The sequence below is a fragment of the Devosia equisanguinis genome, from assembly GCF_900631955.1.
Lineage (GTDB): Bacteria > Pseudomonadota > Alphaproteobacteria > Rhizobiales > Devosiaceae > Devosia > Devosia equisanguinis.
The window spans coordinates 112,948-138,009 of sequence record NZ_UZWD01000022.1; the positions used below are offsets into that span (position 1 = coordinate 112,948).

The following is a 25,062-nucleotide window of genomic DNA, read 5'->3' on the forward strand; positions in this document are numbered from 1 at the left end:
CGAAGATCGTCGATCAGGCGAGAACGGGTGGCGCCCGGGATCGCCCCGCCCGGTTTTCGGGGCCCGAAGCGAGGTGCGGCGCATCCATAAACGCCAGCACGACGGCTGTATCGAGCCGCGGCGCTATGACAATGGCAGCCGGCAGAACCGCCAAGAGCTCGTTCTTGCCCACGCCAGAAGCCGGACACTTGACCTGCACCAGCGCGCGCGGGCTGCCGTCACCGTCATCCACGAGGGGTGCGCAGACCGACCAGCTACCTTGGGTTTCATAGCCGAGCGCGGCGAGATCGCGTTGCAGGCCGGCAGCCTGGTGCAGCGGCGCCAGCAGCGTCAGAACATAGACCGCCAGCACCGCAAGGGCGGTGCCGAACTCTCTGGTCAGCGTTCTCGGCCGGCTGGACATGGCATTCTCCTGTCCCGCATCTAGTCCGAAAACGCCTCTCGCTCAAGCGGCCCTATTGTCGCGACACTCTTCCGAGGGCGATTTCTGCTGACGGACTTGCGCCATTGCAAACAAAAATCCCCGCCACGAGGCGGGGATTTCATCTCTTTGCCTGCGAACGCGCGGCCTATTCTTCGTCGGCAGCGTCGGTCTTGAGCGACTTGAGCTTGGCAAACACCGAGTCGGCGTCGAAATCTTCCTGACGACGATCATGCGAAGGCTCGAAGCCATCCCCGCCGTCCTCGGACATGTGCTCATGCCCACGGCCACCGGCGCGTGCCAGCGCTTCTTCGGCGGTGAGCAGCGTCGTGCCTTCATTGAGCTCGGCCTGGGCCGGCGCATCCTTGCTGGCGCGCTTCACTTCGAGATCGAGATCGATCTGGCTGCAAAGGCCCAGCGTCACCGGGTCCATGGCAGTGAGATTGGCAGCGTTCCAGTGCGAATTCTCCCGCACTGATTCAATGGTCGACTTGGTGGTGCCCACCAGCCGCATGATCTGCGCATCCTTGAGTTCGGGATGGTTGCGCACCAGCCACTTGATGGCATTGGGGCGCTCGTTGCGGCGCGAAATCGGCGTATAGCGCGGCCCCTTGCGCTTGACGGCAGCCACGCGCACCTTCGGCTCGCTCAGCTTCATGCGGTAATTCGGATTGCCTTCGGCCTTTTCGATCTCTTCCTTGGTCAGCTGACCGTTCTGGATCGGGTTGGCACCCATAATGCCGCTGGCGACGTCACCATCGGCAATGCCCTGCACCTCCAGCGGGTGCAGCGTGCAGAAGGCAGCAATCTGTTCGAACGACAGGGCCGTATTGTCCACCAGCCAGACGGCGGTTGCCTTGGGCATCAGAAGGGTCTGGGACATGGTTAAATTTCTCCTGCTGGCGCGGCCGGTTTTCCTCCGGACCGCTCCGCCTCTTGGCCAAATGCTGAGGGGGAACTGCGCACAATATAAGGTTTTGCGGGTCGATCCGCAATGTTTATATCGCGTTTTCCGTCATGCCGAAGGCCGTGAGCAGCACCAGTTTGCCGCGATGCCCGCGCCCTTCCATAACCCGATGCGCTTCGGACGCTGCCTCGAGCGGGAAGGTGGTGACAGCCGGGCGGACGCCGGCGCCGCTGCCAAGCCTGGGCAGCAGGTCGCTGGCAAGACGGGTCGCAATGGCCGCCTTCACCGCAGCGCTTTGCGGCCGCAAGGTCGAGCCGGAAAGCGTCAGGTCCTTGGCCATCATCTGCCGCAAAGGCACATTGGCCGCCCCCCCTTCCAGCGTCGATATCTGCACGATATGGCCACCGCGCGCCGCCGCCGCGACATTGACCGCTGCCATGTCTCCGCCAACGATATCGACTATGCGGTCGGCCCCGTGCCCGCCCGTTATCGCCTTCACCCGCTCGACAATGTCGTCAGCGGTGCGATCGATCACCGCGATTGCCCCTAACCCCAGGCAATAGTCGAACTTGGCGGAGTCCGACACCACCGCAATGGCCTTGGCGCCCAGGAGCGTCACTATCTGGATGGCGGCGCCGCCAATGCCGCCTGCGCCGCCATGGACCAGAACGAACATGCCAGGCGCGACGCCGGCCCGCATTACCAGGGTCTGGGTCACCGTAAACCAGGTCTCGGGCAATGCCGCCGCTTCTGCATAATCCCATCCGGCAGGCACAGGCAGCACCTGGCCCTGCGGCACCGCCACATATTCTGCATAGCCTCCGCCATTGGTGAGAGCCATCACCCGGTCGCCGATCGACCAGCCTTTGACCGCCGCGCCCAACGCCACGACATCTCCAGCCACTTCAAGGCCGGGAATCGGGGAAGCACCGGGCGGTGGCGCATATTGGCCGCGCCGCTGTGCCAGGTCCGGACCGTTGACGCCGGCAGCGGCGATCCGGATCAGCACCTCCTCTGCGCCGACCTCAGGCAGGGTGGTGCGCTGCGGCACCAAGACCTCCGGACTACCTGATGTGGAGATGTCGATATAGGTCATGTCGTGAGGAAGGATCATGTGAACCAGAATCGTCCAAGCCGGCTTGTTCGACAAGCCCGCTCGGCTAAGCTGAGACAAGTTGTCTGCCCCAAATGCGACAGCCCCAGAACGAATGGAGCGGCCCATGCTAGATGAAGATCCGAAACCCAGGAAGACCCATGAGATCGGCATGCTGCTCGACGCCCTGTCCGTGGAAGAACTCGACGCCCGCATCGGTTTGCTTGAAACCGAGATCGAGCGCCTGCGCCAGGCCATCGCCGCCAAGGACAAGAGCCGCCAGGCCGCTGAAGCCGCCTTCAAGTTTTAGTCCGGCGCAGTTCACCAGCACCGTTAGTCATAACGACTGGTAAACCTTCGCTTGTCGTTACCACGGCCTTAGTGGTGAGGCTTCAGGCATCGGGGGGCGTCGCCACATGGAATGGAATCTGTTTGCCATAGCGGCGCTGCTCTTGCTGTCGGGGTTCTACTTCCTCACCACCGAACTTGAAGCTGCGCCCGAGCGTGAGGCAATCCATCATCCGCTGCGGGCGCCGCGCGATGTCCTGGAACAGGCCTGGCACAGCGAGCCGGTCCTGCTGTTCATGCGGCAGGTTCTGGCCATGCGACGCCGTCGACAACAGGCATGGCTCTGAACAGTGCCGGTCCTTACCTCACCCCGATTTTCCGCTATCAGGCATCAGGGTTAAGAGATCGCTTCACGTTAAGCTCCAATTAAGCTTTTCGCGGTAAGGTCATGGTATTCAGATTTTCTGAATTTTGCAGAGTGGTTTCTCCCTCTGTTTGACGCCTCCCTGTTAACTTCGAGAGCCGTAAATTTTGCGGCTCTTTTTCTTTTTTGGCCTTTGGGTTGGCGGCCAATCTTAAACCAGATTTTTAGAATACTGAGTGGCAACGGATGACGCGGGCGGGCTTTGCGCATAGCATGGCTCTAACACTGGAGGTCACGTGGCCGAGTTCGGGGATACACGACAGGCAGTTTCGATCGGTCCGCGCATTGTGGCGTCGGGCGGGTTCGACATGCTCTATCGCGAAGGCATGGCCTTGATCGAAACGGTCGCTGCCTATCTTGACGCCGAGGGACGGGCAGAAAGCCGCATCCTGCCGCGCGAGGCCGGCTTCCTCTACGCCACCGAATCCATGCGCCTCACTACCCGTCTCATGCAGCTGGCCTCCTGGCTGCTGCTGCAGCGCGCCGTCAACGAAGGCGAGATCAGCCGCGAAAATGCCCGCTCCGAAAAGGAGAAGGTCAAGTTCTCGGCCACGCCGTCGCAGCGCGGCGGCCCGGGCTATGACCTCCTGCCTGAACGCCTGCGCGACTATATCGACCGCGGCGACCGGCTCTTTGCCCGGGTGATGCAGCTCGATGCGCTGGAACGCGGCGACGTGCCCGAGCAGACCGGCCCCAACAATGCCAATGGCATTGCCGACCAGCTCGCTCGCCTCAAGGCCGCCTTCAACCGCGTCGACTGATCCCCGTCACGCCCCGCGCGGCGCGAGGAAGATCACGGCGGCACCGGCAATGGCGAGACCGGCGCCGATCATGTCCCAGCGATCCGGCCTGATCCCCTCCACGCCCATCATGAAGAGCACCGAAGCCAGGATGTAGATGCCGCCATAAAGCGCGAAAGCGCGTCCGGCGCTGTCCATGCCGCTCAGGGCCAGCAACAGACCGAAAAATCCAAGGGCCGCAAGCGCCGGTACCCACATCCAGAGCTGCCCTTGGCGCACCGCGAGCCAGATCAGATAGCAGCCGATGATTTCAAAGACGGCCGCCCCCAGAAAAATGACGAAGGCCATGGCACCCGCTCCAACAAAAAAGCCCGGCGCAATGGCCGGGCTTTTGTAATAGATTGTCCAGATGCCTTAGAGGCCCAGGCCCTTGAAGCGCTCCTTGAAGCGCGAGACACGGCCACCGCGGTCCATCAGCTGGCCCGTGCCGCCGGTCCAGGCGGGATGAGTCTTCGGGTCGATATCGAGCTGCAGCGTTTCGCCTTCCTTACCCCAAGTGGACTTGGTCTGGTAGGTGGTGCCGTCAGTCATGACCACGTTGATCATGTGGTAGTCGGGATGGATGTCACTCTTCATGGCGCGCCTCAAATCAAACGGGCGCCGCAGCGCCCGGAGAGCAGAAATCTGGTATTGGCGGGCTTCCTACAACAAGCAGGCCCCGACCGCAAGGGCATGGGAGCGGCAATTTTACCGCGCCCCGCGCAGTTGCCCGCCCCGATCGCAACACCTATATGGTGACGATCGCCGGCAGCCCGCCGGGCCCAGCAACAAATACGGCGCAATCCCAGCATGACAGACCAGGCCGTGTCGGCCACGTCCGACCCCGAAAAGATCGTGGACGAGGTCACCCAGGCGCCGCGCCGCCTGAGACCACTGCGGCGTCTATTGCCCTTCATGCTCGCCTATCCAGTGCGGTTGAGCCTGACTCTACTGTTCATGCTGGTCTCGACCATTTCCTCTCTGGCGATCCCGGCGCTCATGGGTGGGGCCATCGACGAAGGGTTTCTGGCCGAGAACCTCGAAAATGTCGGCCGCTACGGCTTCATCATCATCGCTATCGCCGCGGTCATGGCCATTGGCAGCGGCGCGCGCTTCTACTTTATCTCCGTGGTCGGCGAACGCGTTCTTGCCGATCTGCGGCAGGCCGTGTTCACCCATCTCCTGGCGCTCGACACCCGCTATTTCGACAATCACCGCGTTGGTGAACTGACCAGCCGCCTCAATGGCGACGTCGCTGTCATTCGTGGCGCTGTCGGCTCCAGCTTCTCGCTCGCCCTGCGCTCCATGGTCACCATCATCGGCGCGCTGGTGATGATGATTCTGACCAGCCCTGTGCTGACCTTGGCTGTGGTCATCGCCGTGCCAGCCATACTTGTCCCGGTCATTCTATATGGCCGCCGCCTGCGCGGCATGTCGCGCAAGACCCAGGATGCGCTGGCCGATCTCTCGGCGATGGCCACCGAAATGCTGGGGGCCACGCGCACAGTGAAGGCCTTCACCCAGGAACAGGTACAGTCCGGCATTTACGACAGCCACAGCGAAGCCAGCTATCGCGCCGAAGTCCGTCGGCTCGGTGCCCGCTCGCTTCTCGTGGCGCTGGTCATGTTCCTCGGCACCAGCGCACTTGTTGGCCTCGTCTGGTGGGGCGCACGCGCCGTGTTCGACGGCTCGGTGACGGCCGGGCAGCTGGCCCAGTTCCTTGTCTATGCGCTGATGGCTTCAGGCGCGCTGACCAACGTCTCCGAAGTGCTGGGCACGCTGCAGACCGTAGCCGGCTCTACCGAACGGCTGATGGAGATTCTCGATACCGATGCCGAGATCAACGACCCCGCCCAGCCGGTCCCCCTGCCTACGCCCTCACCAGGCACCGTCCAGTTCGACAATGTGGATTTCTCCTATGCCGGGCCCAATGGGGAAAAGGTACTCAAGAGCCTGAACTTTTCCGTCTCCAAGGGGGAGACCGTTGCGCTCGTGGGCCCCTCCGGCTCCGGAAAATCCACCACGCTGGCGCTGCTGCAACGCTTTTACGACGTCACTTCGGGGACGATCCGCGTCGACGGCGTCGATATCCGAAAGGTGCGCCAACAGGATCTGCGGCAGCGTTTTGCCTATGTCGAGCAGGAGCCGGTGATCTTTGCCGGCACCATTGCTGACAATATCCGTTTCGGCAAACCCGGCGCCGACATGTCCGAGGTCATCGCCGCTGCCAAGGCCGCCCTGGTGGATGATTTCGTCTCCGATCTCCCCATGGGATATGACACCGTCGTTGGCGAGCGCGGGGTCATGCTTTCGGGCGGACAAAAGCAGCGCCTCGCCATTGCCCGCGCCATCATCAAGAATGCCCCGATCCTCCTGCTTGATGAGGCCACCTCGGCACTCGACGCGCAGAGCGAGCGCCTGGTGCAACTGGCCCTCGAACATCTGATGGCAGGGCGTACCACGCTGGTGATCGCCCATCGCCTCGCCACCATCCGCGACGCCAACACTATTCTGGTGCTCGACGATGGCCAGATCATCGACCAGGGCACCCATGACCAATTGGTCGCCAAGGGCGGCCGCTATGCCGAGCTGGCGCGCCTGCAATTCCGCCTGGCCGAAGCCAGGTAATCCCGGGCTCTGCGCAGGCCGCTCAAGGCTTTCCGGCCAAGAGGCAGGCATCGATCAAGTCGTAAAGCCGCGCGCGCCCAAGGATCAGCAGCCAGGGCGTGGCATCGGCCGGCACGATTTCAACGCGCCCACCCGAGCCCTCATTGGACGTGCCCAGCAGGCCACCGGGCTCAAGGAAGAGGCCATCGAGCGGATAGAACAGGCCCAGCGATCGGCGGAAGCGGATCGGCAGCAGGGGATGCACCGATACGCGCTCGCGCCGGTCGGCCTCGAAGGCAAAGGGCCCGACCACCGCCAACGCCACATCGACCTCGTCCACCAGCAGCACATGCCGGTCAGGCGCCACCTGCAAAACCGCGCTCAGCGCTGCCAGCGTATGATCAAGCCGCTTGCCGGTCATTCCGAGCGCCAGCGTCACCGGCGCCCGGGTCGAATAGAGCGCCTTCTGGAAATCGGTGGTGATCTGCTCGGGTATGTGGATGACGCGGCTGCGGCTTTCCCAGCCGGTCCGATCCTGCAGCGAATCGAGGTCGCCGATAATCGCCGCGGGCACCAGTCCGGCCGCCGCGATAGCGTCGGCACCGCCATCGGCACCGATCAGCACCACACCGCGCTCATGCAGGTCCTGCAGCAGCGCATTGTCGACCGTCCCACCGCCTACAATAGCGACCGGTTGATCGAAGGTGAGGGGAAGCGGCGATTCGTCGTTCAGGGAGGGGGATTGCACTCTCGGCATTCTCTCAATATGGTCCGCACCGTCTCGCTGGGGTGTTCCGGTTACCGCCGGAGCTGAGAGTTACCCATAGAACCTGAACCAGGTCATGCTGGCGGAGGAAGTTCGAGATGGCAAGGGTGCATCTCGCGCATCCTCTCCATTGACAAGATCCCTTCACCCATGGCCGCAAACCATTGAAGGGAAGCAGACCGTGGCAAAATCCTTGACACTGGCGCTTGCGGTCCTCGTTGCCGGATTGTCCGCAGCGCCCGCATTGTCACAAGACCGTCCGACGCTCACCATCTACACCTATGACGGCTTTGCCGCCGAATGGGGCCCCGGCCCCAAGCTCAAGCAGGGGTTCGAGGCCACCTGCAATTGCACCGTGAACTGGGTGGCCGCCGACAGTTCCATCGGCACGCTGCGCCGCGCCCAACTTGAAGGCCCAAGCACCGAGGCAGATATCCTGCTTGGCCTCGATACCGCCATTGCCGGGGAAGCCCGCGCCACCGGTCTCTTTGCCGATCACGGCCTCGACCTCAGCCATCTGGCTCTGCCCGAGACCTGGACCGATGCGCAGTTCGTGCCCTTCGACTTTTCGCACTTCGCCTTCATGCACGACACCGACACCATGCAGGTGCCGCCGGCTTCCTTCGAAGATCTGATTGCACTGCCGGATACGGTCAAGATCGCGATCCAGGATCCCCGTTCGGCCACGCCGGGCCTCGGCCTCCTGCTCTGGGTCAAGGCCGCTTATGGCGACCGCGCCCCCGAAATCTGGGCCGGTCTCAAGCCGCATATCCTCACCATTACCCGCGAGTGGAGCGAGAGCTATTCGCTCTTTCTCAATGGCGAAGTCGACATGGTGCTCTCCTACACCACCTCGCCCGCCTACCACATCATCGAGGACGGCGACGACACCATCAAGGCGGCTCTGTTCAGCGAAGGCCATTTCCCGCAGATCGAAGTGGCCGGCATTCTCAAGTCTTCCGACCAGCAGGATCTGGCGCAGCAATTCCTCGCCTACCTGACCTCGCCAGAAGGCCAGAAGGTGATCCCGACAACCAATTGGATGTTCCCGGTGATCGACCTAGGCGCTGATCTCGACCCTGCTTTCGCCACGCTGCCGCAGCCGGAAAAGACACTGACCATTCCCGAACAGGACATAACGGCCAATTCTGCGGCCTGGATCGACGAGATGCTGGCCGCCGTTCAGTAAGCCAGCCCGCCTACCACATAGGGCAACAGTCGGCGCCTCCCACAATTGGTCTGGGAGGCGCAGTTTCTGCACGCAAAGTCTTTCAGGAGGTGGCAGGTGAGAACCATGCTGACCCTTCCCCATCGTCCCTATCGCATCGCCGCCGCCACAGCCTTGTCGCTGTTGATCGCCGGCCTCATCGCCGCGGTACTCTGGGCCATTCTTGCCGCCGCTGGCGATAGCGCTGGCACCTCGCGCATCGATATCCCACACCTTCTGCGCATGACCTCCATCCAGGCTGGCCTCACCACCGTCCTGTCGCTCGGCATCGGCACGGCTATCGCCTGGTCGCTCAATCGCCTGCGCTTTATCGGTCGGGACTTGGTAGTCGGCCTCTTCGCCGCCGCCATCGTAACCCCCGGCATGGTGGTGGCCTTCGGGCTCATCTCCATTTGGGGGCGAAATGGCTGGATCAACCAATTGAGCCAGTCGCTGTTCGGCGTCACCATAGACAGCCCCGCCTATGGGCTCTCGGGCATCCTGCTGGCCCATGTCATTCTCGACGGCGCCTTTGCGGCGCGCATTTTGCTCGCCCGGCTCGACGCCATTCCAGCCAATCGGCTCAAGGTCGGGCAGTCTCTGGCGCTGTCGGCTTGGCAACGCTTCCGGTTGATCGACTGGCCCACTTTGCGCGGCAGCCTGCCGGGGCTTGGCGCCATTATTTTCCTCCTTGCCTTCACCAGCTTTCCAATTGTCTTGCTGCTCGGCGGCGGCCCCGCCAACCAGACGCTGGAAGTGGCCATCTATTCCGCCGTCCGGCTCGATTTCGACCTTACCGGCGCGGTGCGTCTGGCGCTGACTCAGATCGCGGTCTGCGCCGTCGTCATCCTGCTCGCCTCGGCCCTCACGCCGGTTCCGGCGGCCCTTGGCCGCTCCGCCCAGCCCGCCTGGCGCGACATGGGACTGGCGCGGCTGCTGCAATGGCTGGTGCTGATCCTGGGCACAGCCACTTTCCTCCTGCCCCTGCTCTCAGTGCTGATCGACGGGCTGGCGGGGGGCTTCGGCCGTGTCCTGGCGCAGCCGAGCTTCTGGCGCGCCACCTTGACCAGCCTGTTGATCGGCTCAGCCTCGGCGCTGCTCACTTTGCTTTTGGCACTGGGGCTGGCCCTGGGACGCAGCGCCGCCGCCACCCCAGCGCTCCGCACCGTGCTCGGCGCCCCGGCCTATGCCTATCTCGCCGTACCTGCGGTGGTGCTCTCGCTTGGCTTTTTCCTGCTCGTGCGGCAAGCGGGCATGCCCACTGGCGTGGCGGCGCCCTTCGTTGTGGTCTTTGCCAACAGCCTTCTCGCCCTGCCCTTTGCCATCGCCACGCTCGGCCCGCCGCTCGATGCCATCGTGCGCAGCCGCGGCAAGCTGATCCGGTCGCTGGGGATCAATGGCTACAGGCAATTCCTGACCATCGAATATCCCCTGCTTGGCCGCGATATCGGGCTGATGCTGGCGCTCGCCTTCTGCTTTTCGCTCGGCGATCTCGGAGTCATTGCCTTGTTCGGCACGCAGGACTTCCAGACCCTGCCCCTGATGATGTTCCGAGCCCTCGGCGCCTATCGCAACAACGATGCCGCCGCCATCGCCGCGCTCCTACTCATCGGCACCATCACCGCCTTTGTCGGCCTTCCCCGTCTCATCGAAAGGATCGCCCATGCTCCGCGCCGATGATCTGGTCTTCGCCCATCCCGGCCAAACCAGCCCCTACCATTTCAGTCTGAGCGCCGAGGCCGGCGAGGTCACCGCCATTTCCGGTGCCAGTGGCTCCGGAAAATCGACATTGCTCGATCTATTGGCCGGCTTTCTTTCCCCAAGTGCCGGAACGCTCTTGCTCGACGGCACCGACATCGCCGCCCTGCCGCCGGAAAAGCGGCCGGTCTCGCTGCTGCTGCAGGCGGACAATCTCTTCGATCACCTCACCGCCGCCGATAACGTGGCGCTTGGCCTGCCCAAGGGCATCGACAAGGGCACGGGAAAAGAAAAGGTCCGCGCCGCTCTTGCGGAGGTAGGGCTGGGCGAGTTTGCCGACAAACCGGCATCCACACTGTCAGGCGGTCAAAAGCAGCGTGTGGCCCTGGCGCGCACCTTGCTGCGTGACCGGCCCGTCCTGCTGCTCGACGAGCCGTTTTCGGCACTGGACGATGAGACGCGGCGCACGACGCGCGATCTCGTGGCCGAACTGACCCGCCGCCATGGCTGGCACACAGTGCTCGTCAGTCACCATGCCGACGACATCGCCGCTCTGGCCCAGCGCCATTATCGCTTGAGTGACGGGCGGCTCATCGCCGCCTGATCGCTTTGCTTACGGGTTCCAGGCGGCAAACGCCTGCCGGAACAGCGCCTCCGCCTCATCATCCTTTTCCAGGGTCAGGATGGCATTGCGGCCGGTTCCATAGACAATGGCCAGGTCGATCCAGCGCCGCGATGACAGCAATTGGGTATTGTTGGTCACATCGTCGCCGCTGGTGCTGAGCGCGAAGAGGAAGGAATTGCCGACAACGCGCGCTGAAGCGCCGACCAGCGCCGTGCCCGGCACCAGTTCCTCATCCTTGAGCAGCACGCCAGCCAGCGTCGAGATCGAGCCGCCGATAAAGGTATCGGAGACGTCGAAGGTGACTTCCATCAAATGGCTGGCCGGCAAGCTTGGATCGGAGTTCTTGCGAATGGTCAGCGACACCTTGAGATTGCGCGCCGGAATATTGGCCTCGGCAACCAGTGTCGGCAGGCCGATCTCGTCGACGCCTTCGCTCCAGTCCACCGTGCCCGAGAACGGCACTGCGCCGCCGCGACCATCGGTCGAGGCTTCGAGCAGCAGCGACTGACTACCGGCAAGCACGGATGGATCAACGCTGGCACTGGGGTCGTTGGTCGCCGCAATACTGGTGTCCTGCCCGGACAGCCGCTCTTCGGTCTTGGCTTCGCCATTGCTGTTGATCGATGGCAGCACGGTTTCACTGCCGCTGGGCACCACGGCCTCCGGCGTCGGCTCCAGCCTGTCTTCGGTCTCGAGTCCTTCGAGCGCGTTGGTCGGCTCCTGCGTCACCGTGGTGGCGGTGTTGCCGGGGCCCACAGCCTCTTCACCGGTTGTGCCCGGCGCAGTGGTCATTGCGTCCATCGAAGGCGTATTGGGCGTCTCGACATTCTGTGCGGTTTGCGTCGTCGTGGTCTGGGCGCGGCCGAACATCTGGTCGAGATCGACATAGCCCTCGCGCCAGGCCCAGAAGCCGGCACCGCCCACGCCAACCAGCAGAAGCGCAAACACGACGAGAAAAATGGTCACCCCGGCGCCCGAGCGCTGCTCGGCACCCACGGTGGCAAAGCCGCTGTCGTCGCTGGCATCGCCATCAAGCGCGCCAGCGGCGCGGGTTTCAGACCGATCGGGAAGCGCCTCGGTTGCTTCGCCACGAGCTTCCCGATCCAGCGTCTCGATCGCCCGTTCGATCACGCCTTCGGCTTCGCGGGCGTCATCTTCCAGATCGACCTCGCGCACACTCGAAAGCGCCGGTTCCACTGGCAAGACCGGTTCGATTGCGACCGGCTGCACCTGCGGCTGGCGCGCCAGCGCCGTGGCGCCCAGGCCTGACTCGATCCGCGGCAGGCTTGCGGGAGCAACAAAGTCGGAATTTGCCGCCAGCGGCGCGGGACTGTCACGACGGGCGGTAAAGGACGGAGATTTGAGCGGGGTCGGCTCCACGGCGCGAAGATCGGCGCGCTGCGGTGTCTGGCTCGGCTTTGCCACCACCGGCGGTGGCAGGGGTTCAGCCGTTACCACATCGGGCTCGACGGCCTCGACCGCGGCGCCACTGGCCTCGGCTGCTTCCCCGATAATGTCCTCGATGGAGACCGGTTCCGGAACCGGCTCATCGATTTCCGGCTCCACCGGGACTGCCGCGACGGGCATCGGGGCTTGCACCTGCACCGGCTTGGGCGGCGGTGTGAATTGCGGCTGGGGGGTGACCACCGGCGCGGCGGCCTGTGGCGCGGGCGCGGGTTTGGGAACTGGCGCCACCGGAATGAGCGGCTCGCGCGGAATTGGGGCGGTGTCCCGCCCCAACATGATCACGGCTTCGCTGGCCTCTTGCTCGACCTGGCGGATACAATCTTCCAATTGCAGGCGATGTTGCGTGATTTCACGCGCCGGCAACGGCGGCTGGATGGCGCGCAACTGCCCGACCAGGGCCGTGCGTGCCTTCTCATAAACCGCGCGACGCGCGGCCCCGTTGTTCTCCGGCAGCGCCGTAATCGCACGGCGCAACAGCTCCTTGTAGTCCGCCATTGGTTACTTGGTACTCACAATTGCAGCGACGTCTTGTAGCAAAATTTTTCAGTCTTGGAACGGGTCAACCACCAGAATGGTGTCGGCACGTTCGGGGCTGGTGGACAATAGCGCTACCGGAGCGCCGATCAGCTCTTCGATATAGCGGACATACTTGACGGCCTGCGCCGGCAGTTCGGCCCAGCTGCGCGCGCCTGCTGTGGTCTCCGACCAGCCTTCCAGCGTCTCGTAAATCGGCTTAACCCGCGCTTGTGCCCCCATTGAGGCAGGCAAATAATCAATCCGTGATCCGTCGAGCTCATAGCCGACGCACACCTTGATCTCCTTGAGGCCATCGAGCACGTCGAGCTTGGTCAGTGCAATGCCGGTAATCCCCGAGGTCTTGACCGTCTGGCGCACCAAGACGGCATCGAACCAGCCGCAGCGGCGCGGACGGCCGGTATTGACGCCCACTTCCTTGCCCACCGTCGCCAGATGCTTACCGATCTCGTCATCGAGCTCGCAAGGAAACGGGCCTTCGCCGACGCGGGTCGTATAGGCCTTGGTGATCCCCAGCACATAACCGATGGCAGTGGGGCCGAGACCCGAGCCGGCGGCGGCCTGGCCGGCCACGGTGTTGGAGGAGGTTACGAACGGATAGGTGCCGTGATCGTTGTCGAGCAGCGCGCCCTGGGCGCCTTCGAACAGGATGCGCGCGCCTTCGCGGCGCTTGTCGTCGAGCACGCGCCAGACCTGATCCATGAACGGCAGGATTTCCCCGGCGATCGAGGTCAGCTCTTCATAGATCGTGTCGGCAGCGATTTCCGCCAGGCCGATGCCGCGGCGCAGCGCATTGTGGTGCGCGAGCAGGCGCTCGATCTTGGGCATCAGCGTATCGGGTTCTGAAAGATCGACCAGGCGAATGGCGCGGCGGCCAACCTTGTCCTCATAGGCCGGACCGATGCCGCGGCGCGTCGTGCCGATCTTGAGCCCGGAATTGGCGTCTTCGCGAATACCGTCCAGCTCGCGATGCAGCGACAGGATCAACGGCGCATTATCGGCAATCCGCAGAATCTCGGGGGTAATGGTAACGCCCTGGCCACGCAGCTTGGCCATCTCGGCGACGAAATGGTGCGGATCCACGACCACGCCATTGCCGATAACACTGAGCTTGCCCTGCACCAGGCCCGACGGCAGCAGCGCCAGCTTGTAGCTCACCCCATCGATGACCAGCGTATGGCCGGCATTGTGGCCACCATGGAAGCGCACGACGACGTCGGCGCGCTCCGAAAGCCAATCCACGATCTTGCCCTTGCCCTCGTCGCCCCATTGCGAGCCGACGACAACCACATTCGCCATATTCCAGTCTTCCTCAAGAAAACGCGACAATAGGGCCGCGCGTCAGCGGGCCCCTTCGAATTGGACGTCCGTCCCCCCAGCCACCTTTGTCTGATTTGAATGTGGCCGAATAACTGGTAAGTCCAACTGTCCTTACATCACCAAAGCCATTATGACAAAGCCGCAGACACACCAAAATCGCGGCATAACCGCCCGCTTTCTCGATCAACCCTACCTTCTATTGATCCTGGCCCCGCTTTTTTGGGGTGGAAATCTCGTCGCCGCCAAGATGGTAACCGGGGAAATCGACCCCTTTCTGCTGCTGGCAAGCCGCTGCGTGCTGGCGACGCTCTTCATCCTGCCCTTCTCGATCAGCCATCTGCGCCAGGACTGGGCCGTCGTGCGAAAGTCCTGGCCGATCCTCATGGCCTATGGCGCGGTGGGCTACGCCTTTTTCAACGTTCTGCTCTATGTCGGCCTGCAGACGACGAGTGGAATCAACGCCGCCATCGTCCAGGCTGCCCTGCCCATGATGATCCTGGGCGCCAATTTCATCATCTTCCGGGTCCGCGCCCGCTTCGCGCAGATCATCGGCGTGCTGCTGGCCATTTTCGGCGTGCTCGTGACCGCCACCCACGGCAATCCGCTGCGTGTGCTCACCCTCGACGTCAACCTTGGCGACGGCTTCGTCATCCTCGCCTGCATTTCCTATATGGCCTATACGCTGGGTTTGCGCTTCCGCCCCAAAATGCACCTCATGAGCTTCATGGCCGTGTCCTTCGCCGGCGCTGCCATCACCGGGCTCATCATGCTGGCACTATTCGGTGGCGGGCTGGGCGCCATTGCCAGCCTGGGCAGCGCCTCGACAGCCGTCTGGCTCGTCATCATCTATATCGCGATCTTTCCCTCGATGGTCAGCCAGATCGCCTATGCCCGCGGGGTGGAACTGGTGGGCGCCAATCGCGCCGCGCCCACCCACAATCTCATCCCGGTCTTCGGGACACTGGGCTCGGTGCTGATCCTGGGAGAAAGCCTCCAGCCCTATCACTTCATCGCCGCCGGCATCATCATTGGCGGCATCGTCCTGGCCGAATGGGCCGCACGACAAAAGGCCTGAACGCCATACGCAAAAAGGCCGGCGCAACGCGCCGGCCTTTGTAAGCTTCACATGGTCTTGGCGCGTAAGCGCCTCAGAACTTCAGCGCCTTGGCCTGCTTCACGCCCTCCAGCGAGGCGATCTCGACCAGTTGCGCCTCGGTCAGCGTGCCATCGATCGAAATCAGCGCGATAGCATCGCCACCCACCTCGGCACGGCCGAGATTGAAGTTGGCGATGTTGATGCCCAGCGTGCCCAGCAGCGTGCCCAGGCGGCCGATATGGCCCGGCTTGTCCTCATTGGTGACATAGAGCATGGACGGGGTCAGTTCCGCTTCCATGTTGATGTCCTTGACCTGGATGATGCGCGGCTTGCCATTGGCGAACAGCGTACCGGCAAGGCCACGCACCTGGCGCTCGGTCGTTATGGTCAGCCGGATATAGCCCTCATAGGAGCCCTGGCGATCGCGATTAGTGGTTTCGACGGTGATACCGCGATCCTTGGCGATCTGCGGAGCCGAGACCATGTTGATATCGCCCAGCGACGGCTTGAGCACACCATTGATGGCGGCAGCGATCATCGGCTTGGTGTTGAGCTGGGCCACATTGCCCTCGAACTCGATCTTGATGCCCGAGATCGCGGTTTCGGTCAGTTGGCCGGCAAACGAACCCAGCGTTTCGGCGAGCTTGACCCACGGGGTCAGGAGCGGTGCTTCCTCGGCTGAGATGGATGGGAAGTTCAGCGCATTGGTGATCTCGCCAGTCATCAGATAGGCCGAGATCTGCTCGGCGACCTGCAGCGCCACATTTTCCTGCGCTTCGGTGGTCGAGGCGCCAAGATGCGGGGTGCAGATCACATTCGGCAATTCGAACAGCGGATTGTTCTCGGCCGGCTCGACCAGGAACACGTCAAGCGCCGCACCGGCGACATGGCCGGACTTGAGCGCAGCGTAAAGCGCTTCCTCATCGATCAGACCGCCACGGGCGCAGTTGATGATGCGCACGCCCTTTTTGGTCTTGGCCAGGTTTTCCGCATTGAGGATGTTGCGGGTGGCGTCGATCAACGGAGTATGCAGCGTGATGAAGTCGGCGCGGGCCAGAAGGTCGTCGAGTTCGACCTTTTCGATACCCAGGGTCTGGGCGCGTTCGGGCGTGAGGAACGGGTCGTAGGCGATGACCTTCATGCGCAGGCCAATGGCGCGGTCGGCCACGATCGAGCCGATATTGCCGGCGCCGATCAGGCCAAGCGTCTTGTTGGTGACCTCAACGCCCATGAAGCGGTTCTTTTCCCACTTCGATGCGCGGGTCGAAGCATCGGCTTCCGGCAACTGGCGGGCCAGCGCCATCATCATGGCAATGGCGTGCTCGGCCGTCGTGATCGAATTGCCGAAGGGCGTATTCATCACAATAATGCCCTTCTTGGTCGCCGCCGGAATATCGACATTGTCGACACCGATGCCGGCGCGGCCGATCACCTTGAGATTGCTCGCCGCGGCGATGATCTTCTCGGTCACCTTGGTGGCCGAACGGATGGCCAGTCCATCATACTGGCCGATGACTTCGAGCAGCTTTTCCTTGTCCTTGCCCAGATCGGGCAGATAGTCGACCTCGACACCATTGTCCTTGAAGATCTGGACGGCGGTGGGGCTCAGCTTGTCGGAAACGAGAACTTTTGGCATTTGGGATTTTCCAATTTGGCTGCGGCAGCAGGTCCGTCAGCGCCGCTTGATTGATACACAAGGTATTTTCCGCTGCCGTCACCACCCGGCTTGACCGGGTGGTCCATGGATTGCCCGGTCAAGCCAGGCAATGACGACAGCAGAAGGTTCGGCAAATGAGTTAAGCAGCAGCCTTGAGCGCGGCCTTTTCCTGGGCGAAAGCCCAATCGAGCCACGGGGTCAGCTTGGCGAGATCGTCGGCTTCGACGGTCGAACCGGCCCAGATGCGCAGGCCCGCCGGAGCATCCTTGTAGGAGCCGAAATCATAGCCGACGCCGAGCTTGTCGAGGCGGGCGACGATGGCCTTGGCAAAGGCCGCCTGTCCATCGGCATCGAGCGCCGCGATCTCGGCATCGACGATCGACAGGCACACCGAGGTGTTGGAGCGCTGATCGGCCTGCTTTGCGAGGAAATCCACCCAATCGGTCTTGGCGACCCAGTCGGCAAGCACCTTGAAATTGGCATCGGCCCGGGCTTGCATGGCACTGAGCCCACCAATGCTGGCACCCCACTTCATGGCGTCGATTGCGTCTTCGATGCACAGCATCGACGGCGTATTGATGGTTTCGGCCTTGAAGATGCCTTCGATCAGCTTGCCGCCCTTGGTCATGCGGAAGATTTTCGGCAGCGGACGGTCGGGCTTATAGCTCTCGAGCCGTTCGACGGCGCGCGGCGACAGGATGAGAATGCCGTGCGCACCCTCGCCGCCCAGTGCCTTCTGCCAGGAGAAGGTGACAACATCGAGCTTGGCAAAGTCGAGCTTCTGCGCAAAAGCCGCCGAGGTGGCGTCACAGATGGTCAGGCCCTCGCGATCAGCCGGGATCCAGTCGGCGTTGGGGACGCGCACACCCGAGGTGGTGCCGTTCCAGGTGAAGACCACGTCGCGCTTGAAATCGACCTGCGCCAGATCGGGCAATTCGCCATAGGGCGCTTCGAAAACGCGGACATCGCTGAGCTTGAGCTGCTTCTGCACGTCGGTGACCCAGCCGGCCCCGAAGGATTCCCAGGCCAGCATATCGACGCCGCGGGCACCCAGCGCGCTCCACATGAACATTTCGACCGCGCCGGTGTCGGAAGCCGGCACGATGCCGATGCGATAATCGGCCGGCACTTCGAGCAGGCTGCGGGTAAGGTCGATGGCTTCCTGAATACGGGCCTTGGCGATCTTGGCGCGGTGCGAGCGACCGGTCAGCGCATCCGCGAGCGCCTGGATCGTCCAGCCTGGACGCTTGGCACATGGGCCCGACGAAAAATTGGGGTTTTCCGGTTTTACCGCCGGTGCGGTCAGGGGCATATCTGCCATCTTAAGCGGCCCTCCCAGGCCTATGGTCTCGCGTTAGGGCGAGATGTCCTGAGGACGCAGATACTCCCGCGCCAACACCGCCGTCAATCGATATTTTGGCCGGCATTTGCGCCGCTTCGGCCCGGTGCCCGCAAAAGCTCATTTCGCCGCTCAGCCTACCCTCAGTTGACAAAACCGGCCCTTCGGGATGGGTTTGTGCACCCCTCCTGTTCCGGATTCGCAATTCCCCCATGGTCGATCCCGTTTTCGTCACGATTGCCGTGGTGGCGGTCCTTATTGTCGGGCTCAGCAAGGCGGGCCTGTTGGGCGGGCTCGGCGTCGTTGGCGTGCCGCTCCTGACCCTGGTCATGGCGCCGCGCGATGCGGCCGGCATGATGTTGCCGGTGCTGCTCTGCATGGATGCGGTGGCCATCTGGATGTATCGCAAGGAATGCGACTGGAGCCTGCTCCGGATCATGCTGCCCGGCGCTGCCGTGGGCACGCTGATCGGCTGGGCGCTCTGGGCCGTGGTCAGCGATGCCGTCGTTTTGCTCATGGTCGGCGTCGTTACTCTGCTCTTTGTGCTCGACGCTGTTTTTCCCATCCGCAAGAAGCTCGAGGGCCTGCCGCCGTCAAAGCCCTGGGGCGCATTCTGGGGTGCTGTCGCCGGCTTCACCAGCTTCATCTCCCACACCGGCGGCCCGCCGTTTCAGATCTATGTGCTGCCGCGCAAGCTGGCCCCCGCCCTTTACGCCGGGACCACCGCCTTCTTCTTCGCCATCGTGAATTCCGCCAAGCTCATTCCCTATTATTTCCTTGGCCAGCTCAATGTGCACAATCTGATGCTCTCGGCGGCCTTGGCGCCGGTGGGCGTGCTGGGCGTATTCCTCGGCGTCTATCTCGTGCGCCGCATCGACGCTCGCCTTTTCTACCGCATTGCCTATTGGCTGGTCTTCCTGTTGGCGCTGCAACTGATCTGGGAGGGCACGCATCGGCTCATGGCGGGATAGACTATGCCGACCGCGTCACCCCACCACCTTCACATCCCCCTGCCCACTGGCTAAGGTCCGCCCCGAAAATTCGTTTCGGGAGTCGCGTTCATGTCCGCCGCACAGAAGACCCACAACCAGTTCGGCAACCTTCCCGTCTGGGACCTGTCCGACCTCTATCCCGGCAAGGACAGCGCCGAATTCAAGGCCGGGCTGGAAGAGGCAAAGCAGCTCGCTAACAAGTTCGAGGCGGCCTACAAGGGCAAGCTGCTCGATCTCACCCGCTCCGGCGGCCTGATCAAGGCCATCAAGGACAGCGAGACCCTGGGCGATCTCACCGGCCGCATCGGCTCCTATGCCTTCCTGCAATATGCGCAGAACTCCACCAATCCCGACCGCGCCAAATTCATGGGCGATACCAATGAGGCGCTGACCGCCCTCTCGACCCGGGTGCTGTTCTTCGAGCTTGAGCTTAACCGCATCGAGGACGCCGAGCTCGACGCCGCGCTCGAGCGCGATCCCGAGCTGGCCCGCTACCGCACCTGGTTTGCGGACCTCAGAAAGGCCAAGCCCTACCAGCTCGACGACAAGCTCGAAGAGCTGTTCCACGACAAGTCGGTCACGGCCTTCTCCGCCTGGAACCGGCTCTATGACGAGACGCTGGCAACGCTGGAATTCGAGGTCGAGGGAGAAAAGCTCAATCTGGAATCCACGCTGCACCTGCTCTCCGAGAAAGACGAAAAGAAGCGCGAAGCCGCCTTCCACGCCGTTGCCAAGACGCTGGGCGCCAATGGGCGGCTCGTTACCCACATCACCAATGTCCTGGCCAAGGACAAGGAAATCTCCGACCGCTGGCGCGGCTACCAGGACATTGCCGATAGCCGCCACATGGCCAATTCGGTCGAGCGGGAGGTCGTCGACGCCCTTCAAACTGCCGTCCAGGCAGCTTATCCGCGCCTCAGCCACCGCTACTACAAGATGAAGGCCAAGTGGTTCGGCAAGGACAAGCTCAATGCCTGGGACCGCAATGCGCCGCTGCCGACCAGCGACGAGCGGGTCTGGGACTGGGACACCGCCGTCACCACAGTGCTCGACGCCTATGGCCGCTTCTCACCCGAACTGGCCGAGGTCGCAAAACCCTTCTTCAATTCCGGCTGGATCGATGCGCCCACCGGCAATGGCAAGCTCTCGGGCGCCTTCGCCCATCCCACCGTGCCGAGCGCCCATCCCTATCTCATGCTGAACTATCTCGGCCGCACCCGCGATATCATGACGCTCGCCCATGAGCTGGGGCACGGCGTCCACCAGCGCCTCGCCGCCGCACAGGGCCCGATCCTGGCCAACACTCCACTGACCCTGGCCGAAACTGCCTCGGTCTTTGGCGAAATGCTGACCTTCCGCGCCCTGCTCGACAAGACCACCGATCCCAAGCAGCGCTTTGCTCTACTGTCTTCCAAGGTGGAAGACATGCTCAATACCGTGGTGCGGCAGATCGCCTTCTATACCTTTGAGCGCAAGGTCCACACCGCCCGCCGCCAGGGCGAATTGCGCACCGAAGAGATCAATGCCATCTGGATGGAAGTCCAGGCGGAGTCGCTGGGCGACGGTATCGTCGCCAATGAGGGCTATGAGGTGTTCTGGACCTATATTCCGCACTTCATCCACTCCCCCTTCTATGTCTACGCCTATGCATTCGGCGACTGCCTTGTGAACTCGCTCTACGCACAGTATGAGAAATCAAGCGAAGGCTTTGCGGAGCGCTATTTTGAGCTCCTCAAGGCGGGGGGAAGCAAGCATCATTCCGAATTGCTCAAGCCATTTGGCCTGGATGCAAAAGATCCCCAATTCTGGTCGCTTGGCCTCTCGATGATCGAGCGGTTGATCGACGAGCTGGAAGCCACCAGCCCCTGAGGCTGGACTTTCGGATTAGCCCGAATAGACGACTATACTTTTGAGGACCCAATGGCCAAAACCCACGCACAGCACCACACCGACCCCGTACTGGAATCCGGCATGGATTATGCAGAACACGAAAAGACCTATAACGGCTTCATTACCGGGGTTAAGTGGTCGGTCTACGGCATCGCCGCACTGATGGTGGTCTTGTATTTCGTGGTCATCCACTGATCGGTTTTCAACAAGCAGGCCCGTGAAACAGCCTGCCCGTCGGCAGGCGGGTAGGAGAGAGTTTCCATGAAGATTGCCGTCCTGCGGGAGCGGACTGAGGGTGAAAGCCGCGTTGCGGCCACCCCCGAAACGGTCGCCAAGCTCATCGGCCTGGGCGCCGGGGTCACGGTTGAGAAGGGCGCGGGCTCAGGCTCGCGCATTGCCGACGAGCAGTTCTCGGCCAGCGGCGCGACCATCGGCGCCGATGCCAGGACCACGCTCGCGGGCGCCGACATCGTGCTGGTGGTCCGCCGCCCCGCAGCGGCCGACCTGGCCGGCGTCAATCCCGGTGCGCTGCTGATCGGCGCCCTTGACCCCTATGGCAATGACGGCGACGTCGCCGCCTTGGCCAAGGCCGGCGTCACCGCCATGGTCATGGAATTCATGCCACGCATCACCCGCGCCCAGGTGATGGACATTCTCTCCTCCCAGGCCAATCTCGCCGGCTACCAGGCCGTGATCGAAGCAGCCTCGGTCTTCGACCGCGCCATGCCGATGATGATGACGGCCGCAGGCACCGTTCGCCCCGCCAAGGCCTTCGTCATGGGCGCCGGCGTTGCTGGCCTTCAGGCCATCGCCACGGCCAAGCGTCTCGGTGCCGTCGTATCAGCCACCGATGTGCGCGCCGCTGCCGGCGAGCAGGTGGAATCGCTCGGCGCCAAGTTCATCATGACCGAGGCTCTCAAGGATGCCTCCGGCACCGGTGGCTATGCGCGCGAGCTGACCAAGGACGAGCAGGCGGCGCAAGCCGAACTGGTCGCCGGACACATTTCCAAGCAGGACATCGTCATTACCACTGCCCTCATCCCGGGCCGTCCGGCACCCAAGCTGGTGACCCGCGCCATGGTGGAAAGCATGGCTCCGGGCTCGGTGATCGTCGATCTCGCGGCTGAACGCGGCGGCAATGTTGAACTGACCCAGCCTGGTAAGGTTATCGACCACAACGGCGTTGTCATCATCGGCTACACCAATCTGGCCGGTCGCATTCCCACCACCGCCAGCCAGCTCTATGCGCGTAACCTGCTGTCCTTCATCGACACCCTTGTCGACAAGAAGGAGAAAAAGCTCGCCATCAACTGGGACGACGAACTGGTCAAGGCCACCGTGCTGACCCGCGACGGCGCTGTCGTGCACCCCAATTTTGTGGCCGCTGCCAAGACCGGCGACATCGTCACGGCACCCTCAGGTGCGGTTTCTGGTGATGTGGTGAGCGCAAAACCCAAGCCGGCCCCGAAAAAGCCCGCGGCAAAGGCCGAGCCCAAGGACGCGCCGGTCAAGACCGGTGCGGCCAAGAAACCCGCAGCCATCAAAAAGGCGGCACCAAAGGCCGAAGCAGCGCCCGCGCCCGAAGCGGTTGTGACACCTGCACCTGCCGTGCCCGTCGTCGCCAAGAAGGCGCCTGCTCGCAAGCCTGCAACGCCCAAGGCAGACGCTGTTGCAAAAGAGCCAGCCGCCAAAAAACCGGCCTCCAAGAAGCCCGCCGCCAAGCCAGAGGAAGGCAAGTAAGATGGATATGTCCGCAATCGACCCCTTCACCTTCCGCCTCGCCATTTTCGTCCTGGCGATCTTTGTCGGTTACTTCGTGGTCTGGAGCGTCACCCCGGCCCTGCATACCCCTCTGATGAGCGTCACCAACGCCATCTCCTCGGTGATCGTGGTGGGCGCATTGCTCGCCGTGGGCGTCAACATGGTTCATGACGCCAGTTGGGTGAGCAAACTCTTTGGCTTCATCGCCCTTGTGTTCGCCAGCGTGAACATCTTCGGCGGATTCCTGGTCACCCAGCGCATGCTGGCCATGTACAAGAAGAAGGGCTAGCCGATGGAAAGGCGTAACCTTTCCGGCGCGGGCCTATCGACGCCCCCCATTCAATACAGTCACGGCGTGCTCGCAACGGCGCCTCAGGCCATCCTCACGACGTCGGGCCAAGTGGCGATCCGCGCCGATGGGTCTATCCCCGAGGGCATCGAGGCACAGCTGGAGCTCATCTTCCAGAACATCGAGTCCATTCTCGTCGATGGCGGCTTCACCATGGCAGATGTGGTGCAAGCCCGCACCTTCCTGACCGATGCTGACCAATTGCGCGCCAGTCGCGCCGCCTTCACCAAATGGCTCGGATCGGCCCAGCCCGCCAGCACCCTCGTAATCGTCAAAAGCCTGATCTCGCCGGCCCTTCTGGCCGAAGTCGAAGTCATGGCGGTTCGCTAAGGAACCTCATCATGATTGACGCAAATATCGCCGCCCTGCTCTATCTGGTCGCCGGCGTGCTCTTCATCCTGGCCCTGCGCGGCCTCTCCAGCCCGAAATCGGCCCGTCAGGGCAATACGTTCGGCATGGTGGGCATGGCTATCGCCATCGTCACCACCCTCGCCGTCGCTGCGCCCTCCGATTTCATCAGCTGGTTGCTCATCATCGGCGGCCTTGGCCTCGGCGGCGGCATCGGCGCCTATATGGCCCGCACGGTCAAGATGACCGACATGCCGCAACTGGTCGCCGCCTTCCACTCGCTGGTGGGGCTGGCCGCCGTCTTCGTGGCCGCCGCCGCGCTCTACGCGCCCGAAGCCTTCGGCATCGGCACGTTGGATCACATCCACGCCCAGGCGCTGGTTGAAATGTCGATCGGCACTGCCATCGGCGCTTTCACCTTCACCGGCTCGGTCATCGCCTTCGCCAAGCTCAATGGCAATATGAGCGGCAAGCCGATCATCCTGCCTTCGCGCCATCTCATCCACATTGCCTTCGGCATTGCCATCGTGGCTCTGGTGGTCGCCTTTGCCATGACCGGCCAGGCCTGGATGTTCTGGGCCATCACCATTCTCGCCCTCATCCTGGGCGGGCTGATGATCATCCCCATCGGCGGCGCTGACATGCCCGTCGTGGTCTCGATGCTCAATTCCTATTCCGGTTGGGCAGCTGCCGGCATTGGCTTCACCCTGGGCAACACCGCTCTGATCATCACCGGCGCACTGGTTGGCTCCTCGGGCGCCATCCTCTCTTACATCATGTGCAAGGCGATGAACCGCAGCTTCATCTCCGTCATCCTGGGTGGCTTTGGCGGCGACACCGCCTCGGCCGCTGCGGCAGGCGAAGACGACCGCCCTGTCAAGCAAGGCGCTGCCGACGACGCCGCCTTCCTGATGAAAAATGCCGGCAAGGTCATCATCGTCCCCGGCTATGGCATGGCCGTCGCCCAGGCCCAGCACGCTTTGCGCGAAATGGCCGACATGCTCAAGGCTGCCGGTGTGGAAGTGAAATACGCCATCCATCCCGTTGCCGGCCGCATGCCCGGCCACATGAACGTGCTGCTCGCTGAAGCCAATGTGCCCTATGACGAAGTGTTCGAGCTCGAAGACATCAACTCCGAATTCGCCCAATCGGACGTCGCCTTCGTCATCGGCGCCAATGACGTGACCAACCCCGCCGCCAAGACCGACAAGACCTCGCCGATCTACGGCATGCCTGTTCTCAACGTCGAGGATGCCGGCACCGTGCTGTTCATCAAGCGCGGCATGGCCGCCGGTTATGCCGGCGTGCAGAACGAACTGTTCTTCCGCGATAACACAATGATGCTGTTCGGGGACGCCAAGAAGGTCACCGAAGAGATCGTCAAGGCCCTGGGCCACTAGCCGGTTGCGGATGAGATCGCCCCGGGGGGGCGCCTAAAGCTACGGCGCCACGAGAGCTAGGCTCGAGCGGCGAGGATCGACCAAGACACAAAAG

25 protein-coding genes and 1 riboswitch are annotated in these 25,062 nt (G+C 62.9%); of the genes, 15 read left to right on the forward strand and 10 right to left on the reverse strand.

Annotation, left to right across the window (positions count from 1 at the left end):
• Window positions 1–13: 13 nt before the first annotated feature.
• The 3 genes from DEVEQU_RS07350 to DEVEQU_RS07360 form a co-directional block, all read right to left on the reverse strand.
• Entirely contained in the window at window positions 14–403 is a 390-nt protein-coding gene (locus DEVEQU_RS07350; RefSeq protein WP_126149933.1) for a hypothetical protein, read from the reverse strand.
• A 166-nt stretch (window positions 404–569) separates the two neighbouring features.
• Window positions 570–1,304, reverse strand: coding sequence for a DUF1013 domain-containing protein (locus DEVEQU_RS07355; protein WP_126149934.1), 735 nt, complete (start codon window positions 1,302–1,304; stop codon window positions 570–572).
• A 115-nt stretch (window positions 1,305–1,419) separates the two neighbouring features.
• Window positions 1,420–2,442, reverse strand: a complete 1,023-nt coding sequence (locus DEVEQU_RS07360) for an NAD(P)H-quinone oxidoreductase (protein WP_206437809.1) — start codon at window positions 2,440–2,442, stop codon at window positions 1,420–1,422.
• A 106-nt stretch (window positions 2,443–2,548) separates the two neighbouring features.
• Between DEVEQU_RS07360 and DEVEQU_RS07365 the strand changes: the two genes are divergently transcribed.
• From DEVEQU_RS07365 to rcdA, 3 genes are all read left to right on the forward strand, one after another.
• Window positions 2,549–2,731 carry a DUF1192 domain-containing protein gene (locus DEVEQU_RS07365; RefSeq protein WP_126149935.1) on the forward strand — a complete coding sequence of 61 codons (183 nt, stop codon included), beginning with the start codon at window positions 2,549–2,551 and terminating at the stop codon, window positions 2,729–2,731.
• 106 nt (window positions 2,732–2,837) lie between these two features.
• The gene (locus DEVEQU_RS07370) at window positions 2,838–3,056 is read left to right on the forward strand and encodes a hypothetical protein (RefSeq protein ID WP_126149936.1); all 219 of its coding nucleotides are present in this window, start codon (window positions 2,838–2,840) and stop codon (window positions 3,054–3,056) included.
• 313 nt (window positions 3,057–3,369) lie between these two features.
• On the forward strand, window positions 3,370–3,894 hold the full coding sequence (gene rcdA / locus DEVEQU_RS07375; protein WP_223214137.1) for a protease adaptor protein RcdA: 525 nt from the start codon (window positions 3,370–3,372) through the stop codon (window positions 3,892–3,894).
• A gap of 6 nt (window positions 3,895–3,900) precedes the next feature.
• Here the strand turns inward: rcdA and DEVEQU_RS07380 are convergent, their stop codons facing one another.
• On the reverse strand, window positions 3,901–4,221 hold the full coding sequence (locus DEVEQU_RS07380; protein ID WP_126149937.1) for a YnfA family protein: 321 nt from the start codon (window positions 4,219–4,221) through the stop codon (window positions 3,901–3,903).
• 66 nt (window positions 4,222–4,287) lie between these two features.
• Window positions 4,288–4,509 (reverse strand): 50S ribosomal protein L31, encoded by a 222-nt coding sequence (rpmE, locus tag DEVEQU_RS07385; RefSeq protein WP_126149938.1) that lies wholly within the window; start codon window positions 4,507–4,509, stop codon window positions 4,288–4,290.
• A 213-nt stretch (window positions 4,510–4,722) separates the two neighbouring features.
• Between rpmE and DEVEQU_RS07390 the strand changes: the two genes are divergently transcribed.
• Window positions 4,723–6,540, forward strand: a complete 1,818-nt coding sequence (locus tag DEVEQU_RS07390) for an ABC transporter ATP-binding protein (protein WP_126149939.1) — start codon at window positions 4,723–4,725, stop codon at window positions 6,538–6,540.
• A 22-nt stretch (window positions 6,541–6,562) separates the two neighbouring features.
• Here the strand turns inward: DEVEQU_RS07390 and DEVEQU_RS07395 are convergent, their stop codons facing one another.
• On the reverse strand, window positions 6,563–7,267 hold the full coding sequence (locus DEVEQU_RS07395) for a thiamine diphosphokinase (RefSeq protein WP_164550302.1): 705 nt from the start codon (window positions 7,265–7,267) through the stop codon (window positions 6,563–6,565).
• A gap of 27 nt (window positions 7,268–7,294) precedes the next feature.
• Window positions 7,295–7,395, forward strand: a riboswitch (TPP riboswitch).
• A gap of 71 nt (window positions 7,396–7,466) precedes the next feature.
• On the opposite strand from DEVEQU_RS07395, the gene thiB reads away from it, so the two are divergent.
• From thiB to DEVEQU_RS07410, 3 genes are all read left to right on the forward strand, one after another.
• Entirely contained in the window at window positions 7,467–8,474 is a 1,008-nt protein-coding gene (gene thiB, locus DEVEQU_RS07400; RefSeq protein ID WP_223214138.1) for a thiamine ABC transporter substrate binding subunit, read from the forward strand.
• 105 nt (window positions 8,475–8,579) lie between these two features.
• A complete protein-coding gene (locus tag DEVEQU_RS07405) occupies window positions 8,580–10,172 on the forward strand; it encodes an ABC transporter permease family protein (RefSeq protein ID WP_126149941.1) in 1,593 nt (530 codons plus the stop codon).
• The gene (locus DEVEQU_RS07410) at window positions 10,156–10,794 is read left to right on the forward strand and encodes an ATP-binding cassette domain-containing protein (RefSeq protein WP_164550304.1); all 639 of its coding nucleotides are present in this window, start codon (window positions 10,156–10,158) and stop codon (window positions 10,792–10,794) included. The genes DEVEQU_RS07405 and DEVEQU_RS07410 overlap by 17 nt, the downstream gene beginning before the upstream one ends.
• Before the next feature lie 9 nt (window positions 10,795–10,803).
• On the opposite strand, the gene DEVEQU_RS19855 is transcribed toward DEVEQU_RS07410, so the two are convergent.
• Window positions 10,804–12,777: a hypothetical protein gene (locus DEVEQU_RS19855; protein ID WP_164550305.1), complete on the reverse strand. Its 1,974-nt coding sequence runs from the start codon at window positions 12,775–12,777 to the stop codon at window positions 10,804–10,806.
• Between the two features lie 48 nt (window positions 12,778–12,825).
• Window positions 12,826–14,115, reverse strand: a complete 1,290-nt coding sequence (locus DEVEQU_RS07420) for an adenylosuccinate synthase (RefSeq protein ID WP_126149943.1) — start codon at window positions 14,113–14,115, stop codon at window positions 12,826–12,828.
• A 151-nt stretch (window positions 14,116–14,266) separates the two neighbouring features.
• On the opposite strand from DEVEQU_RS07420, the gene DEVEQU_RS07425 reads away from it, so the two are divergent.
• Window positions 14,267–15,211, forward strand: coding sequence for a DMT family transporter (locus DEVEQU_RS07425; RefSeq protein WP_126149944.1), 945 nt, complete (start codon window positions 14,267–14,269; stop codon window positions 15,209–15,211).
• A 73-nt stretch (window positions 15,212–15,284) separates the two neighbouring features.
• On the opposite strand, the gene serA is transcribed toward DEVEQU_RS07425, so the two are convergent.
• Window positions 15,285–16,868 carry a phosphoglycerate dehydrogenase gene (gene serA, locus DEVEQU_RS07430; protein ID WP_126149945.1) on the reverse strand — a complete coding sequence of 528 codons (1,584 nt, stop codon included), beginning with the start codon at window positions 16,866–16,868 and terminating at the stop codon, window positions 15,285–15,287.
• 160 nt (window positions 16,869–17,028) lie between these two features.
• On the reverse strand, window positions 17,029–18,201 hold the full coding sequence (locus DEVEQU_RS07435; protein WP_223214144.1) for a phosphoserine transaminase: 1,173 nt from the start codon (window positions 18,199–18,201) through the stop codon (window positions 17,029–17,031).
• A gap of 239 nt (window positions 18,202–18,440) precedes the next feature.
• Between DEVEQU_RS07435 and DEVEQU_RS07440 the strand changes: the two genes are divergently transcribed.
• The 7 genes from DEVEQU_RS07440 (at window position 18,441) to DEVEQU_RS07470 (ending at window position 24,968) form a co-directional block, all read left to right on the forward strand.
• Window positions 18,441–19,199: a sulfite exporter TauE/SafE family protein gene (locus tag DEVEQU_RS07440; protein WP_126149947.1), complete on the forward strand. Its 759-nt coding sequence runs from the start codon at window positions 18,441–18,443 to the stop codon at window positions 19,197–19,199.
• Between the two features lie 90 nt (window positions 19,200–19,289).
• Window positions 19,290–21,089 (forward strand): M3 family oligoendopeptidase, encoded by a 1,800-nt coding sequence (locus DEVEQU_RS07445; protein WP_126149948.1) that lies wholly within the window; start codon window positions 19,290–19,292, stop codon window positions 21,087–21,089.
• 51 nt (window positions 21,090–21,140) lie between these two features.
• The gene (locus DEVEQU_RS07450) at window positions 21,141–21,305 is read left to right on the forward strand and encodes an aa3-type cytochrome c oxidase subunit IV (protein ID WP_126149949.1); all 165 of its coding nucleotides are present in this window, start codon (window positions 21,141–21,143) and stop codon (window positions 21,303–21,305) included.
• Window positions 21,306–21,371: 66 nt separating this feature from the next.
• On the forward strand, window positions 21,372–22,850 hold the full coding sequence (locus DEVEQU_RS07455) for a Re/Si-specific NAD(P)(+) transhydrogenase subunit alpha (protein ID WP_126149950.1): 1,479 nt from the start codon (window positions 21,372–21,374) through the stop codon (window positions 22,848–22,850).
• A 1-nt stretch (window position 22,851) separates the two neighbouring features.
• Window positions 22,852–23,160, forward strand: coding sequence for a proton-translocating transhydrogenase family protein (locus tag DEVEQU_RS07460; protein WP_046105516.1), 309 nt, complete (start codon window positions 22,852–22,854; stop codon window positions 23,158–23,160).
• 3 nt (window positions 23,161–23,163) lie between these two features.
• Window positions 23,164–23,550 carry a RidA family protein gene (locus DEVEQU_RS07465; RefSeq protein WP_126149951.1) on the forward strand — a complete coding sequence of 129 codons (387 nt, stop codon included), beginning with the start codon at window positions 23,164–23,166 and terminating at the stop codon, window positions 23,548–23,550.
• 14 nt (window positions 23,551–23,564) lie between these two features.
• Complete coding sequence (locus DEVEQU_RS07470) at window positions 23,565–24,968, forward strand: NAD(P)(+) transhydrogenase (Re/Si-specific) subunit beta (RefSeq protein ID WP_126150003.1); 1,404 nt, start codon at window positions 23,565–23,567, stop codon at window positions 24,966–24,968.
• Window positions 24,969–25,062 lie beyond the last annotated feature (94 nt).

Excerpts from the sequence above, each read along its gene's own strand:
- DEVEQU_RS07350 (WP_126149933.1), bottom strand. The coding sequence starts at position 403 with ATGTCCAGCCGGCCGAGAACGCTGACCAGAGAGTTCGGCACCGCCCTT.
- DEVEQU_RS07355 (WP_126149934.1), bottom strand. The coding sequence starts at position 1,304 with ATGTCCCAGACCCTTCTGATGCCCAAGGCAACCGCCGTCTGGCTGGTG.
- DEVEQU_RS07360 (WP_206437809.1), bottom strand. The coding sequence starts at position 2,442 with ATGATCCTTCCTCACGACATGACCTATATCGACATCTCCACATCAGGT.
- DEVEQU_RS07365 (WP_126149935.1), top strand. The coding sequence starts at position 2,549 with ATGCTAGATGAAGATCCGAAACCCAGGAAGACCCATGAGATCGGCATG.
- DEVEQU_RS07370 (WP_126149936.1), top strand. The coding sequence starts at position 2,838 with ATGGAATGGAATCTGTTTGCCATAGCGGCGCTGCTCTTGCTGTCGGGG.
- DEVEQU_RS07380 (WP_126149937.1), bottom strand. The coding sequence starts at position 4,221 with ATGGCCTTCGTCATTTTTCTGGGGGCGGCCGTCTTTGAAATCATCGGC.
- rpmE (WP_126149938.1), bottom strand. The coding sequence starts at position 4,509 with ATGAAGAGTGACATCCATCCCGACTACCACATGATCAACGTGGTCATG.
- DEVEQU_RS07390 (WP_126149939.1), top strand. The coding sequence starts at position 4,723 with ATGACAGACCAGGCCGTGTCGGCCACGTCCGACCCCGAAAAGATCGTG.
- DEVEQU_RS07405 (WP_126149941.1), top strand. The coding sequence starts at position 8,580 with ATGCTGACCCTTCCCCATCGTCCCTATCGCATCGCCGCCGCCACAGCC.
- DEVEQU_RS07410 (WP_164550304.1), top strand. The coding sequence starts at position 10,156 with ATGCTCCGCGCCGATGATCTGGTCTTCGCCCATCCCGGCCAAACCAGC.
- DEVEQU_RS19855 (WP_164550305.1), bottom strand. The coding sequence starts at position 12,777 with ATGGCGGACTACAAGGAGCTGTTGCGCCGTGCGATTACGGCGCTGCCG.
- DEVEQU_RS07420 (WP_126149943.1), bottom strand. The coding sequence starts at position 14,115 with ATGGCGAATGTGGTTGTCGTCGGCTCGCAATGGGGCGACGAGGGCAAG.
- DEVEQU_RS07425 (WP_126149944.1), top strand. The coding sequence starts at position 14,267 with ATGACAAAGCCGCAGACACACCAAAATCGCGGCATAACCGCCCGCTTT.
- serA (WP_126149945.1), bottom strand. The coding sequence starts at position 16,868 with ATGCCAAAAGTTCTCGTTTCCGACAAGCTGAGCCCCACCGCCGTCCAG.
- DEVEQU_RS07435 (WP_223214144.1), bottom strand. The coding sequence starts at position 18,201 with ATGCCCCTGACCGCACCGGCGGTAAAACCGGAAAACCCCAATTTTTCG.
- DEVEQU_RS07440 (WP_126149947.1), top strand. The coding sequence starts at position 18,441 with ATGGTCGATCCCGTTTTCGTCACGATTGCCGTGGTGGCGGTCCTTATT.
- DEVEQU_RS07445 (WP_126149948.1), top strand. The coding sequence starts at position 19,290 with ATGTCCGCCGCACAGAAGACCCACAACCAGTTCGGCAACCTTCCCGTC.
- DEVEQU_RS07450 (WP_126149949.1), top strand. The coding sequence starts at position 21,141 with ATGGCCAAAACCCACGCACAGCACCACACCGACCCCGTACTGGAATCC.
- DEVEQU_RS07455 (WP_126149950.1), top strand. The coding sequence starts at position 21,372 with ATGAAGATTGCCGTCCTGCGGGAGCGGACTGAGGGTGAAAGCCGCGTT.
- DEVEQU_RS07460 (WP_046105516.1), top strand. The coding sequence starts at position 22,852 with ATGGATATGTCCGCAATCGACCCCTTCACCTTCCGCCTCGCCATTTTC.
- DEVEQU_RS07465 (WP_126149951.1), top strand. The coding sequence starts at position 23,164 with ATGGAAAGGCGTAACCTTTCCGGCGCGGGCCTATCGACGCCCCCCATT.